This window comes from Dyella japonica DSM 16301, assembly GCF_001010355.1.
GTDB classification, from domain to species: domain Bacteria; phylum Pseudomonadota; class Gammaproteobacteria; order Xanthomonadales; family Rhodanobacteraceae; genus Dyella; species Dyella japonica.
The window spans coordinates 1-12,398 of sequence record NZ_JPLA01000019.1 but is presented as its reverse complement, the minus strand read 5'-3'; the positions used below and the strand labels follow the sequence as shown (position 1 = coordinate 12,398).

Here is a 12,398-nt window from a genome sequence, read left to right as displayed (position 1 = left end):
CATGCTGCGTTTCGTCCGGGGCGCCAGCATCCTCTCGTGTCGATCTGGGCGCAGGTGATACGTCGGGTAGGCAACTCCAACAACACGGGCAGCCGTCATGTCGAACGTTCGCGTGCAAAGCTTTGCCGTATCCATGGATGGTTACGCTGCGGGACCCGACCAGGATGTCGAACATCCCCTCGGTGTGAATGGCTTCGGCCTGATGGAGTGGTTTTTCCCCACCCGCATGTTCCAGCGCATGCACGGCGGCGGCAGCGACGGCGAAACCGGCGTCGACAACGATATGGCCGAAAAGGGTTTCGTGGACATCGGCGCGTGGATCCTCGGCCGCAACATGTTCGGCCCGGTTCGTGGCCCGTGGCCCGACGACAGCTGGAAGGGCTGGTGGGGCGATGAGCCGCCGTATCACGTGCCGGTGTTCGTCCTGACCCAGCATGCTCGCGCGCCGCTCACCATGGCGGGCGGCACCACGTTTCACTTTGTCACCGAAGGCATCCACGCCGCGCTCGAACAGGCGCGTGCCGCCGCGAACGGGAAGGACGTAAGGATCGGCGGCGGCGTGTCCACCGTGCGCCAGTACCTGCAGGCGCGCCTGATCGATGAAGTGCATCTGGCGGTGCGGCCGTGGCTGATGGGCGGCGGCGAAGCCTTGTTCCATGGCCTGGATCTGCCTCAACTTGGCTACCAGGCGGTGGAGCACGTCGCAGGCGAACGCGCCACTCACGTCTTCCTGCGTCGACAGGACGGATAGCGAACGTCGAAATAAGCAAGGCATGTTCGTCGTATCGATGACGACGCCACCACGGCACAGTCGTCACCGCACAGGAGTTCCAGGCATGACCACCGGTACCGTTACCCTCCACCGCGTGCTTCGCACCACGCCGGAGAAGATCTACCGCGCCTTTCTCGATGCCGACGCCATGGCGCGCTGGCTGCCGCCCAATGGCTACACCGGCAAGGTGCAGCATCTTGATGGCAAGGTCGGTGGCAGCTACCAGATGTCCTTCACGAATTTCTCCACCGGCCACAGCCATTCCTTTGGCGGCACCTATCGTGAGCTGGTGCCCGGCGAACGCATTCGCTACACCGCGCACTTCGACGATGCGAACCTGCCCGGCGAGATGCAGACCACGGTCACCCTGAAGCAGGTCTCCTGCGGCACGGAATTGCATGTGGTGCAGGAGGGCATTCCGGCGATGATCCCCACCGAGGCGTGTTATCTCGGCTGGCAGGAATCACTGCTGCATCTGGCCAACCTGGTCGAGCCGGAGATTCCCGGCTGAGCCATTCCGCTGGAACGTCCGCGTTCCACGACTCGCAAGGAGCTGTCATGTGGACGCATGAAGAGAGCATCGAGATCGACGCCACACCTGCGCAGGTCTGGGCGGTGTTTGCCGATGTGCCGGGTTGGCAGCGCTGGAATGCCGGCATCGAACGCATCCAGTTGCATGGGCCGTTTGCCACCGGCACGACCTTCACCATGCAGCCACCGGGCACGGATGCGTTCGTCAGCACCTTGATCGCGGTCGACGAGCAGCAGGCGTTCACCGACGAAACGCTGATCGATGAAACGCGCGTGGTGGTGGACCATCGCATCGAAGCGCTCTCGCCACGTCGGGTGAGAGTGACTTATGCCACTCAGATCACGGGTCCCGAGGCCGCATCCATCGGACCGCAGGTGACGGGCGATTTTGGCGATGTGCTGCGTGCGCTGAAGAGGATCGCGGAAGAGGCGGGCTGACTGCGCCGCCACGGAAGACGCAAAACAAAAGCCCCGGAGGTCCGGGGCTTTTCGCGGGCTGATTGGAGCAGCTCAGAGGCGATGCAGCGCGCGATGCGCGATATCGCGACGGCAGAAGCCGCCCTCGTAGTGAATCTTCGCTACCGCCGCGTAGGCATGCTCGCGGGCCGCCGCAATGTCCTTGCCCAGCGCACACACCGTCAGCACGCGGCCGCCGGCGGTCACGACTTTGCCCTGCGCGTCGAGCTGCGTGCCGGCATGGAACACTTTCACGTCAGAGCCGAAATCGCTGTCCAGACCGGTGATGATGTCGCCACTGCGCACCTTGCCCGGGTAGCCGCCCGCCGCCATCACCACGCCGAGCGAAGGACGCGGGTCCCACTGCACGTGCGTGTGATGCAGCTCGCCGTCGAGCGCGGCTTCGATCAGGTCCACCAGGTCGGACTTCAGGCGCAGCATGATCGGCTGAGTTTCCGGATCGCCGAAGCGCACGTTGAATTCGATGACCTTGGGCGCGCCGCTCTTGTCGATCATCAGGCCTGCGTAGAGGAAGCCGATGAAGGGCGCGCCTTCCATCGCCATGCCACGCAAGGTGGGCTCGATCACTTCCTTGAGGATGCGCTTCTCGACCTCGGACGTGACGACCGGCGCGGGCGAATACGCGCCCATGCCGCCGGTATTGGGACCCAGATCGCCTTCATCACGGCGCTTGTGGTCCTGGCTGCTGGCCATCGGCAAGGAATGCTGGCCATCGCTCATCACGATGTAGCTGGCTTCCTCGCCGTCGAGGAATTCCTCGATCACCACGCGCGCAGATGCATCGCCAAACTGATGCGCACCCAGCATGTCATGCAGCGCCTGCTCGGCATCGGCCAGCGTCAACGCCACCACCACGCCCTTGCCCGCCGCCAGGCCATCGGCCTTGATCACGATGGGCGCGCCGTGCTGGCGCACATAGGCGAGTGCGGGATTGAGTTCGGTGAACACCGCGTAGCGTGCGGTGGGAATGTTGTGGCGGAGCAGGAAGTCCTTGGCGAACGCCTTGGAGCCTTCGAGCTGGGCAGCCACGGCACGCGGTCCAAAGCAGCGCAGGCCGGCCGCGCGGAATTTGTCGACCACGCCAGCGACCAGCGGCACTTCGGGGCCGACCACGGTCAGCTCGATCTTTTCGTCCTTGGCCAGCTTGAACAAGCCCTCCAGGTCGGTCACCGCCACGTCGGCGTTGCGCACACCCTTTTCCCGCGCGGTGCCCGCATTGCCCGGGGCGACAATCACTTCGCTCACGCGCGGCGACTGCTTGAGCTTCCACGCCAGCGCGTGTTCACGCCCGCCGCTGCCGATGACCAGGACTTTCATGGGGACTCCAACTGCCGTAGGGGTGCGCCTGGAGCGGCGCAGCACGCCATTGTAAAGGGCGACGGGGGGATTTCGCAGTGCAGCAAGGGGGGAGCTTCAGCGGGAGGCTGGGTTGGGGCATCGAACAAAGCCCGTCCCGATCAGCACTTTCGCGAGCACCCGCCCCTCACCCCGACCCTCTCCCCGGAGGGGAGAGGGAGAAGTGGGGCGCACCCCGAAAACCGAAGCGATCCCGGCTTTAAGTCCTCAGCGATTCGGGCGCGTTGCGCANNAGCACGATGCTGCGGGCGTTTTAGGCCATTCTCTTTGGGTTACTTTTCTCTTGGGCCAGCAAGAGAAAAGTGACTCGAGCGGCGGCAGCCGATCGAAACGCCCGCCGCGTAGGCGGCACGCTGGCCTCATCGCGACAAGCGGAGACCGATGCTCTGGATGACCAGCCATGCGGCCGTTGAAGAGCGCTTCCGGCCGCGCCGGGATGCCGAAGAGCAAACGTTCCCGCGAGCACCCGCCCCTCACCCCAACCCTCTCCCCGGCGGGGAGAGGGAGCAGAGCTAGAGCAACGCCAACAACGCCGCCCGCGGCAACTTCCCCGTCTCATTGCGCGGCAACCCCGCCACCAACTTCAACGGCCGCGGCAGAAACACCGGATCCACCGACTGGCGGAAGGCGTCCAGGATGGTCTGCTCATCCATGTCCGGCGCCACCGCCAGCGCTGCGATGCGATGCACGCCCAGCGCATCGCCGTTCTCCAGCTGGAACACCACGCCATCCTGCACGCCCGGGATCGCCTGCAGGCGGCGGGTGAGGTCGCCGAGCGAGGCGCGCTTGCCGGCGATCTCAAGCAGGTCCGAATGGCGGCCGCACAGGCGGAAACGACGGCCACCGTCATGCAGCGTCACGATGTCGGCCAACGTCATCGGCTCGTCCAGCTGCGGCGCGCGCACCTGCGTGCCATCGGGCTGGGGATGCAGCTGCACGTCGTCGTACAACTGCCAGGGTTCGTCGTTGGCGGAACGGCGGCTGGCGAACACGCAGGTTTCCGTCGACCCGAACACTTCCAGCAGCGGCGCACCGAAACGCGCTTCGGCGGCCTGGGCGAGCTCGACCGGCATCGGCGCGGTGGCGGACACCATGGCGTCGATCGGCGGCAAGGCCACACCCGATTCGATCAGCGCGCGCAGATGCACCGGCGTGGTGACCAGCACGCGCGGCGCGGGCACCTCGGCCAGTGCGGCGGCCACGTCGGCCGGCAGCAGGGGGCGGCCGGCATGCACGGCGATATGGCCGAGCAGGGGCAGCAGCACGGACATCTCCATGCCGTACATGTGCTGCGGCGGCACCGTCGCCACCACGTGGAACTGCTTGGCCACCGAGTCGTGCAGCATGCGCAGGTTGCCCGCATTGCTGGCGTTGAAGCTGCCCCAGGTCTTGGGATTGCCCTTGGGCGTGCCGGTGGAGCCGGAGGTATAGCCGATGGCGACGACCTGGTCGCCCGGCAGCGAAGGGATCGCCAGCTCGCCCTGCGCCTCGGGCACGTCCATCAGATTGGGCAGGTGGCGGTAGTGGCTCGGCGGTGCATCGAGCGCGAGTTCGCCCAGCGCATAGCTGCCCGGGTGGGCGGCCATCACCTCGGCCACGGCCTGCGGCGCGCGCGAGGACGGCAGCAGGTTGGTCTGGCCGCGCAGCGCGATGGCGCAGAACGCCACCAGGAACGCATAGCGGTCCTCGCACAGGTTCACGGCGGCAGGGCCCACCGGCAGCTGCTCGGCGATCGCCAGCACGTGCGCCAGGAAGCGGGCGGCGGTGACCGGCTCGCTATGGCGCCACACCAACGGGCGATCCGTCGCCGTCAGCAACGGCAACTCGATGGCGGTGCGTTCGAGCTGGACGTTTTCAAAAACGATGGCCAAGGTGTTCTCCGGCAACGGCAGTCTGCCCCTCGGTCCGGCCTGGGCCGGTCCGACGTGCGGACGGAATAGAGAGCCCGCGATGATCCCCATCCTCGCGGTAGCCACTGAATCACTCCCTACTGAGAGCGCGTGGCATGTGGAATCCGTTCATCCTCGCTGACCCGGTCAGCAAGTCCTTGCGGCTTCACTCAGGCACGGATGATAGCGCCGGAGAGCGCATCACGGATCACGGTAGGCCGCTGCTGTTCACCGGTCGGTGCATCCAGCAGGCCGTCCAGCGCCGGTCCGAAGTAGTCAGCAGCCACGTCGGCGCTGCGTGCCGGCGGCTGGCCGTGCGGATTGGCGCTGGTGGAGACCAGGGCGGCGCCATAGGCGCGGCACAGCGCAGCAGCAGGTTCGTGCGCCGTCACCCGTAGGGCGATGCCGGCATGCGCGCCAGCCACCCAGGCGGGCACGTCTTGGGAGCGCGGGAAGATCCAGGTGTTCGGGCCGGGCCAGCTTTCACGCACCTGCGCCAGCACGGCGTCTGGCACGGCGGCCAGATCGATATAGCGTTCGACCTGGGCAAAATCCGACGCGATCAACAGCACACCCTGGGTGGGCGGCCGCTGCTTGAGCGCGAACAGCCGCTCGAACGCGACGCGATTGTGCGGGTCGCAACCGAGGCCAAACACCGCCTCGGTTGGATAGGCCAGCACGCCGCCGCTGCGCACCAGCGCGGCGGCGGCATCCAGTTCGGCCAGGCTGAAGCGAGCCGTCACTCAGGCTTCCGTGGCCGCCTTCTTGGCGGCGGCTTTCTTGGTGGCGGTCTTGGCCGGGGCCTTCTTGGCCGCCGTCTTCTTCGTGGCGGTCTTCTTGCTCGCGGCCTTTTTGGCGGTGGTCTTCTTCGCCGGCGCTTTCTTCGCAGCGGTCTTGGTGGCGGCCGCCTTCTTTGTCGCCGGCTTCTTCTCGGCGGCAGCCTTCTTGGCAGTCTTCTTGAACGCGCCGCGCCCCTTCTTGACCGGTGCGGCAGCGAGCAATTCGATGCACTGCGCCTCGGTCAGTTCCTTCGGCTCCTGGTCCTTCGGAATGCGCGCGTTCTTCTCGCCATCGGTGATGTACGCGCCGAAGCGGCCGTTGAGCACCTGCACGCCGTTGCCGAAGTCCTGGATGATGCGGTTGGCGATCATCTCCAGCTTTTCCTGCACGATCTGCAGGGCGCGCGGCAGTTCGATGGTGTACGGATCGTCTTCGGGCTTGAGCGAGGCGTAAGTGCTGCCCTGCTTCACGAACGGACCGAAGCGGCCCACGCCCACCGACACCTCATCGCCGTTCTCGGCCTGGCCGAGCTTGCGCGGCAGCTTGAACAGCTCCAGCGCGTCGGTCAGCGTGATGGTGTGCATGCTCTGGCCCGGGCGCAAGCTGGCGAACTGCAGCTTCTCGTCGGTGTCCTTGTCGCCGATCTGCGCATACGGCCCGTAGCGGCCCAGGCGCACCGACACCGGCTTGCCGCTCTTGGGATCGCTGCCCAGTTCGCGCGCGCCGGTGGCTTCGCTGCGGTCGACGGTTTCGGTCTTTTCGTCCACCTGCTGCTTGAACGGCTGCCAGAAGCGCTCCATCAGCGGCACCCAGGCTTCTTCGCCACGGCTCACGGCGTCCAGCTCGTCCTCGAGCTTGGCGGTGAAGTCGTAGTCGACGTAGCGGGTGAAATGCGCCGTGAGGAACTTGCTCACCGCGCGGCCCACGTCGGTCGGCTTGAAGCGGCGACTGTCGAGGAACACGTACTCGCGGTTGAGCAGCACCTGGATGATGCTGGCATAGGTCGACGGACGGCCGATGCCGTGTTCTTCCAGGGTCTTCACCAGGCTCGCTTCGGAGTAGCGCGGCGGCGGCTCGGTGAAGTGCTGGTCGGCCAGGATGTCCTGCAGCGCCACACGCTCGCCCACGTCGAGCTTGGGCAGGCGGCGGCCTTCGTCGTCGTCTTCGGCGGTCTTCTGGTCGCGGCCTTCCTCGTACACGGCGAGGAAGCCCGGATCGACCACGGTGGTGCCGGTGGAACGGAACGAGGCATCGCCACCGTGCACGTGCGGCACGGCGAATTCCACCGACACGGTGTTAAGCGTGGCGTGGATCATCTGGCAGGCAACGGTGCGCTTCCACACCAGTTCGTAAAGCTTGCGCTGCTCGTCATTGAGGTACGAGGCGACTTCGCGCGGCGTGCGCATGGCCGAGGTCGGGCGGATCGCCTCATGCGCTTCCTGCGCATTCTTGGACTTGGACTTGTAGACCTGCGCGTGGTCCGGCAGCGCCTTGGCGCCGAAGTCGCGCGTGATCAGCTGGCGCAGCTCGCCGACGGCGTCTTCGGACAACGCCACGGAGTCGGTACGCATGTAGGTGATCAGGCCCACGTTGCCTTCGCTGCCGATCGACACGCCTTCGTACAGGCCTTGCGCGATCTTCATCGTGCGGCTGGTGGAGAAACCGAGCTTGCGCGCGGCCTCCTGCTGCAGCGTGGAGGTGGTGAACGGCGGCGCCGGGCGGCGCTTGCGCTCCTTGCTGCCGACGTCGCTGACGGTGAGGTGGCCATGCGCCGCCTGCTTCAGTGCATGGCGCGCGGCCAGCGCATCGTGTTCGTTGGTGAGGTCGAACTGCTCGAACTTCTTGCCGTTGAGCTTGGTCAGGCGGGCGTTGAAGTCGCCTTCCGGGTGGCGCAGTGCCGCCTCGATGGTCCAGTACTCGCGGGCGACAAACGCCTCGATCTCTTCCTCGCGCTCCACGATCATGCGCAGCGCCGGTGATTGCACGCGGCCGGCGGAAAGACCGCGCTGCACCTTGCGCCACAGCACCGGCGAGAGATTGAAGCCCACCAGGTAATCGAGCGCGCGGCGCGCCTGCTGCGCATCGACCATGTCCAGCGAGAGCTGGCGCGGGGCGGCCACGGCGGCCTTGATCGCCTTGGGCGTGATCTCGGAGAACACCACGCGATGCAGCGTCTTGCCCTTGGTCAGGCCGCGCTCCTTGAGGATCTCGCTGATGTGCCAGGAGATCGCTTCGCCTTCGCGATCCAAGTCGGTCGCCAGATAGATGTCGTCGGCCAGCTTGGCGGCCTTGGCGATGGCGTCGACGTGTTTCTCGTTGCGGTCGATGACCTCGTAGGCCATGGCGAAGTTGTTGTCCGGGTCGACCGCCCCTTCCTTCGGGCGCAGGTCGCGGACGTGGCCATAGGAGGCCAGGACCTGGAAGTCCTTGCCGAGGTATTTATTGATCGTCTTCGCCTTGGCCGGCGACTCGACGATAAGCAGGTTTTTTGCCATGAAGCTTGGTTTCCGCCATCTACAGCCGACCTGTCCGGGCCGGCTTCCTATATTTAGTTAAAGGCATGGCGGCATCACGCCGTCAAGCTGAACCATGTGAAAGCGCGCTGCAGTTGGGCTTTCGCTGGCCCGGCAAGCGTTGATAACGATTGCCTGGCAGCGCTTCGACCTGGCCGTCCAGCTCCAGCATCAACAGCACAGATGTAAGGTCTGCGACAGTTTTGCCGGTGAAACCCGCCAGATCGTCGAGCGCGACCGGCCCGTAGCCGAGCGCGTCGAGCACAGCCCGGCGGGATGGATCGGCTACGGACGCCGTCTCTTGAGGGGACGCGACGACTGGGCCTTGCAGCCGGCCAGCCAGCTCACGCCCCAGTGCGACAGCAGCAGGAGCAAGCACTTCCACGATTTCAGCAGCCGTTTCGACCAGCCGCGCACCATCGCGAATCAGCCGATGGCAACCGTGAGCGAGGGGATTATGTATGGAACCGGGCAAAGCGAATACCTCGCGCCCCTGTTCCGCCGCCAGGCGGGCGGTGATCAGCGAGCCCGACTGCAGGCCGGCCTCGATCACCAGGGTGCCCAGCGACAAACCGGCGATCAGGCGATTGCGCCGCGGAAAATGATCGGCGCGACCCGGCGTACCCGGCGCGAACTCACTCACGAGCGCGCCTTCGGCCTCCAGGCGCCGGGCCAGGGCTCGGTGCCTGTGTGGGTAGACCCGGTCCAGTCCGGTGCCCACCACGGCCACCGTAGGCTGCCCGGCCTCGAGCGCGGCCAGGTGGGCGGCGCCATCGATGCCTTCGGCCATGCCGCTGGTGATGGTGAAGCCGGCCTGCCCCAGGTCCTGCGCAAAGGCGTGCGCATCGGCGCAGCCACTCAGTGTCCCGGCGCGGGCCCCCACGATGGCCAGCTGCGCGTGCAGCAGCAGGCTGGCGTCGCCGGCCACGAACAGCGCTACCGGCGGTTGCGCAATGTTTTCCAGCAGCGGCGGGAAATCCTCGTCGGTGAACAACATCAGGCGATGGCCGGGCTGCTCGAGCCAGGCCAGATCGGCGTCGAGGCGACGAGGGTCGGGGCATTGCAGCCAGCGACGGGTATCGGCAGGCAGGTCAGCCTGTCGCTGCCGGAGGGCCGCGAGCACGGCATCGATGTGGCCGTCGTGGGCCGCCAGTTGTTCGCGCAGGGCGCCCGGCCCGAGGCGCGGCGTGCGCAGCAGGATCAGCCAGGTGCGTAGCTGTTGAGAGTCGCTCATCGCCGTCCAGCCTAGGCACGGCGCAAAAAAAAACGGCGCGGTCATGACCGCGCCGTTCTGTCGTCCTGTACCGCCGGAGGTTTAGTTCGGCAGTTCGAGCTTGTCGTGCCTGTGCACCGGGCGTAGGCCATCCATGATCAGGCCGTAGCTCACGCGGTCGAAGGTGCGGAACACCATCACGTGTCCCACGAACTCCTGGGGCAAGGTCACGTCCACGCCGGTGCCGCGATTCCAGCTGTTGTGCGCGACGTCGTCGTTGATGGTTTCGCCCGGCTGGTAGATCGAATAGGTCTGGCCGTTGTCAACGCCGTCCTGCGAACCGATGTTCAACGCCACCACCTGGTGCGGACCCACCGCATCGTAGGCATCGGCGAAGGCGATCACGCGCGCATTGCCCGGCAGCGACTTGGGCGCATGCGGGTAGTAGTAGGCGTCATACGGCTTGTCGTCGATCGGCAGCAGGCGGTCGCCCTTGTTGATCTCCATCGTGCCGTTCAACAGCAGCAGGGTGGTCGGGTCGCCGGTGCGCAGCACTTCGGCGGTGCCGATCACCATCACCTCGGTACCGATGTCCTCGCCATGGCCGTAGTGGCCGTCCGCGCGGAAATCTTCCTTCCAGGGCGTCTGGACCAGCGACACATTGCTGTCCAGCGGGTGGGCCACCAGATCCGAACCACTGTCGCGACCCTTTTTGCTGTCGAAGTCGCGGAAGGTCTGGGTCGGACGCACGATCGCAAAGCGCTGACCCGGCTCGGCCTGCAGGTTGCGGGCATACACGTTCTTGCCCACCGTGCCGCGCAGATCCGCTTCCTCGAAGCCCACCACGTAAGGCAGCGCCTTGACCTGGTTGCTGTTGAGTACGCGCATTTCCTTGAGGAACGTCTGCAGCTGATCCAGCGGAATGGCCGGCACTGCATCGCCTTCGGCACGCACGCGGGGCTGCAAGCCCAGGCGCGGACCGTTGGCGAACGACAGATTCAGCACGTCACCCGGATAGATGAGATGTGGGTTCTGCACTTGCGGGTTGGCTTGCCAGATTTCCGGCCACAGCCAGGGCTTGGAAAGGAAGCGTGCGGAAATCGCCCAAAGGGTGTCGCCCTTTCGAACCGTATAGGTATCGGGGTGATCGGCACGCAATTGCGCGCCCGCAGCGTAAACAGCCACCGTGACCAGCATGCCGGCCAGCAGTCCAATGGACTTTCTGATCATAAACGGGAATCCCCCATCCCCCAACGCTCGGGCGAGTGTAACCGAACAACTTGTTCACGCAACCGTGACCAGTTGGCAAAACAGCATGCCAGACGGGCGCTTGGCGGCGTACAATAAAGGTCATTCTAGATGCGCCCGGGGCTTGGTTTTCACCGATTCGCCCGCAGTTTCGGCGCTTGAGGTAAAGCCATGTCCGTACTGACCATCATCGAATTTCCCGATCCCCGCCTGCGTACCAAGGCCGAACCGGTGACCGTGTTCGACGCCGAACTCAAGCAGTTCGTGGCCGATATGTTCGAGACCATGTATGACGCCAATGGTGTCGGCCTGGCCGCCACCCAGGTCAATGTGCACAAGCAGGTGCTGGTGGCCGACATGAGCGACGAGCGCAACCAGCCGCTGGCGCTGATCAACGCTCGCATCATCGAGAAGGACGGCGCCCAGGTCTACCAGGAAGGCTGCCTGTCGTTTCCGGGCATCTATGCCGATGTCACCCGCGCCCTCAAGGTGAAGGTGAAGGCCAACGACGTGGACGGCAACGAGATCGAGCACGAGTTCGAAGGCCCGCTGGCCGTGTGCGTACAGCACGAGATGGATCACCTGGCCGGCAAGGTGTTCGTGGACTACCTGTCCCCGCTCAAGCGCTCGATGCTGCTCAAGCGCCTGGAAAAGCAGCGCAAGCAGGCGGCCACCGCTTGAAGCTCCGCGTCGTTTTCGCGGGCACCCCCGAATTTTCCGTACCTTGCCTTGAAGCGTGCCGCGCGAGCGGCGCGGAGGTGGTGGCGGTCTATACCCAGCCCGACCGCCCCGCCGGTCGCGGCCGCAAACTGACGCCCAGCCCGGTGAAACAGGCGGCCCTCGCTGCCGACATTGCGGTCGAGCAGCCCGAATCGCTGAAGTCCGACGAGGCGCGCGCCACGCTGGCCGCCTACGCGCCCGACCTGATGGTGGTGGTGGCGTACGGCCTGATTCTTCCGCGCAAGGTGCTGGCCATTCCGCGCCTGGGCTGCTGGAACGTTCACGCCAGCCTGCTGCCGCGCTGGCGCGGCGCAGCGCCGATCCAGCGCGCCATCCTGGCCGGCGACAGCGAAAGCGGCGTCGACCTGATGCAGATGGAAGCCGGCCTGGATACCGGCCCGGTGCTGTTGGAGCGCCGTACGCCGATCAGTGGCGAAGACACCGGCGGCTCGCTGCATGACCGCCTCTCCATGCTGGGCGCTGACGTGCTGGCCGAGGGTTTGGCGCGCGTGATGGCCGGCGAGGCCTTGAATGCCCAGGCCCAGCCGGGCGAAGGCGTCACCTACGCGCACAAGCTGGACAAGGCCGAGGCGCGACTGGACTTCACCAAGCCGGCGATGGAACTGGAGCGCCAGGTGCGCGCGTTCGATCCGTGGCCGGTGGCCGAGGGTGATGTCGCTGGCGAAACACTGCGCATCTGGGCCGCGCGCGCCATCGAAGGCAGCGGTGCGCCGGGCTCGGTGCTCGGGATGAGCCGCGAAGGCATCGATATCGCCTGCGGCGAAGGCGCGCTGCGGGTGACTGCGTTGCAGCGCGCGGGTGGCAAGCGGATTACGGCGGCGGATTACTGCAACGCCATGAAGACGCGCGGCGCTTAAGAAGCTCGTCATTCCGGCGCA

General features: G+C 66.0%; 11 protein-coding genes. 5 read left to right on the top strand and 6 right to left on the bottom strand.

What is annotated here, in order from left to right; translation table 11 throughout:
- Nucleotides 1-97: 97 nt before the first annotated feature.
- The 3 genes from Y882_RS07100 (at nt 98) to Y882_RS07090 (ending at nt 1,741) form a co-directional block, all read left to right on the top strand.
- A complete protein-coding gene (locus tag Y882_RS07100) occupies nt 98-751 on the top strand; it encodes a dihydrofolate reductase family protein (RefSeq protein ID WP_046971211.1) in 654 nt (217 codons plus the stop codon).
- 85 nt (nt 752-836) lie between these two features.
- The gene (locus tag Y882_RS07095) at nt 837-1,283 is read left to right on the top strand and encodes an SRPBCC family protein (RefSeq protein WP_046971210.1); all 447 of its coding nucleotides are present in this window, start codon (nt 837-839) and stop codon (nt 1,281-1,283) included.
- A gap of 47 nt (nt 1,284-1,330) precedes the next feature.
- Complete coding sequence (locus Y882_RS07090; RefSeq protein WP_046971209.1) at nt 1,331-1,741, top strand: SRPBCC family protein; 411 nt, start codon at nt 1,331-1,333, stop codon at nt 1,739-1,741.
- Nucleotides 1,742-1,813: 72 nt separating this feature from the next.
- Here Y882_RS07090 and purD read toward each other — a convergent pair whose 3' ends face one another.
- From purD to Y882_RS07060, 6 genes are all read right to left on the bottom strand, one after another.
- Nucleotides 1,814-3,097 (bottom strand): phosphoribosylamine--glycine ligase, encoded by a 1,284-nt coding sequence (gene purD / locus Y882_RS07085; protein ID WP_046971208.1) that lies wholly within the window; start codon nt 3,095-3,097, stop codon nt 1,814-1,816.
- A 551-nt stretch (nt 3,098-3,648) separates the two neighbouring features.
- The gene (locus Y882_RS07080) at nt 3,649-5,001 is read right to left on the bottom strand and encodes an AMP-binding protein (RefSeq protein ID WP_425479419.1); all 1,353 of its coding nucleotides are present in this window, start codon (nt 4,999-5,001) and stop codon (nt 3,649-3,651) included.
- Nucleotides 5,002-5,195: 194 nt separating this feature from the next.
- On the bottom strand, nt 5,196-5,768 hold the full coding sequence (gene tsaC, locus Y882_RS07075; protein ID WP_046971206.1) for an L-threonylcarbamoyladenylate synthase type 1 TsaC: 573 nt from the start codon (nt 5,766-5,768) through the stop codon (nt 5,196-5,198).
- Entirely contained in the window at nt 5,769-8,300 is a 2,532-nt protein-coding gene (locus Y882_RS07070) for a DNA topoisomerase I (RefSeq protein ID WP_046971205.1), read from the bottom strand.
- An 82-nt stretch (nt 8,301-8,382) separates the two neighbouring features.
- Nucleotides 8,383-9,552: a DNA-processing protein DprA gene (dprA, locus tag Y882_RS07065; RefSeq protein WP_046971204.1), complete on the bottom strand. Its 1,170-nt coding sequence runs from the start codon at nt 9,550-9,552 to the stop codon at nt 8,383-8,385.
- 81 nt (nt 9,553-9,633) lie between these two features.
- A complete protein-coding gene (locus Y882_RS07060) occupies nt 9,634-10,761 on the bottom strand; it encodes a LysM peptidoglycan-binding domain-containing protein (RefSeq protein WP_046971203.1) in 1,128 nt (375 codons plus the stop codon).
- A gap of 189 nt (nt 10,762-10,950) precedes the next feature.
- Between Y882_RS07060 and def the strand changes: the two genes are divergently transcribed.
- Complete coding sequence (gene def / locus Y882_RS07055) at nt 10,951-11,460, top strand: peptide deformylase (RefSeq protein WP_046971202.1); 510 nt, start codon at nt 10,951-10,953, stop codon at nt 11,458-11,460.
- The gene (gene fmt, locus Y882_RS07050; protein WP_046971201.1) at nt 11,457-12,377 is read left to right on the top strand and encodes a methionyl-tRNA formyltransferase; all 921 of its coding nucleotides are present in this window, start codon (nt 11,457-11,459) and stop codon (nt 12,375-12,377) included. The genes def and fmt overlap by 4 nt, the downstream gene beginning before the upstream one ends.
- The last annotated feature ends 21 nt before the right edge of the window (nt 12,378-12,398 follow it).

Bases quoted from the DNA above. Each gene is read 5' to 3' on its own strand.
- Y882_RS07100 (WP_046971211.1), top strand. From the start codon at position 98: ATGTCGAACGTTCGCGTGCAAAGCTTTGCCGTATCCATGGATGGTTAC.
- Y882_RS07095 (WP_046971210.1), top strand. From the start codon at position 837: ATGACCACCGGTACCGTTACCCTCCACCGCGTGCTTCGCACCACGCCG.
- Y882_RS07090 (WP_046971209.1), top strand. From the start codon at position 1,331: ATGTGGACGCATGAAGAGAGCATCGAGATCGACGCCACACCTGCGCAG.
- purD (WP_046971208.1), bottom strand. From the start codon at position 3,097: ATGAAAGTCCTGGTCATCGGCAGCGGCGGGCGTGAACACGCGCTGGCG.
- Y882_RS07070 (WP_046971205.1), bottom strand. From the start codon at position 8,300: ATGGCAAAAAACCTGCTTATCGTCGAGTCGCCGGCCAAGGCGAAGACG.
- dprA (WP_046971204.1), bottom strand. From the start codon at position 9,552: ATGAGCGACTCTCAACAGCTACGCACCTGGCTGATCCTGCTGCGCACG.
- Y882_RS07060 (WP_046971203.1), bottom strand. From the start codon at position 10,761: ATGATCAGAAAGTCCATTGGACTGCTGGCCGGCATGCTGGTCACGGTG.
- def (WP_046971202.1), top strand. From the start codon at position 10,951: ATGTCCGTACTGACCATCATCGAATTTCCCGATCCCCGCCTGCGTACC.